The sequence below is a fragment of the Microcystis aeruginosa NIES-4325 genome (assembly GCF_008974145.1).
Classification (GTDB): Bacteria; Cyanobacteriota; Cyanobacteriia; order Cyanobacteriales; family Microcystaceae; genus Microcystis; species Microcystis aeruginosa_G.
Window position 1 is genome coordinate 1 of sequence record NZ_BJKP01000152.1, and the last position, 253, is coordinate 253.

Below are 253 nucleotides of genomic sequence, written 5' to 3' on the forward strand. Positions count from 1 at the left end.
AATGTTCCAAAAAAATATAGAAGAGCTAATGCAAATTAGCCGCTATCGGTTGAAGGATTACATCAAGGGACAAAGAGCTATATCGCTTGCCCTATCTACCTTCTAGCTCGCTTGTCCCCCTGTCAGCTCATAATCCCTTAATTGTTCAATTATTATTTTCTCTTCTTGGCACTTCTTTATTTGTTCTAACAAACTTGGCGGTAACTCTCCTTCAAAAAGTTTTTGCCAATAGGTAAAGATATTATGAGCCGTT

The 253-nt window shown here is 37.5% G+C and carries 1 pseudogene; it reads right to left on the reverse strand.

Annotation, left to right across the window (positions count from 1 at the left end):
* Positions 1-123: 123 nt before the first annotated feature.
* A pseudogene (locus tag MiAbW_RS20635) lies at positions 124-253 on the reverse strand (IS5/IS1182 family transposase); the annotation flags it as partial.